Source organism: Cellulomonas sp. GbtcB1, from assembly GCF_019091725.1.
Lineage (GTDB): Bacteria > Actinomycetota > Actinomycetes > Actinomycetales > Cellulomonadaceae > Cellulomonas.
Genome location: NZ_JAGXJG010000729.1, coordinates 1 through 229, shown reverse-complemented (window position 1 = coordinate 229; position 229 = coordinate 1). Strand labels below are relative to the sequence as shown.

The following is a 229-nucleotide window of genomic DNA, read 5'->3' as shown; positions in this document are numbered from 1 at the left end:
GCGTCCCCGCCTCCGGGCTGGCGGGCTCCACCCGCCTGACCCGCGCCGGCGACGGGCGGCACGCCCCCGTGTCCCCCCCCGGCGGCTTCCAGGTGCTCGACGCCGGCACCTGGACCGAGCCGCCCGGCGACCACACCCACACGTTCGCCAGCGACCCGGTGCTCACCGCCGAGCAGTGGGCCGCCGAGAAGGCCGGGCACGCCGGCCCGGACGCGGGCCGCACCGCCCC

General features: G+C 81.7%; 1 pseudogene. It reads left to right on the top strand.

Annotated elements, in window-relative coordinates:
- A pseudogene (locus tag KVT14_RS21980) lies at positions 1–229 on the top strand (hypothetical protein); the annotation flags it as partial.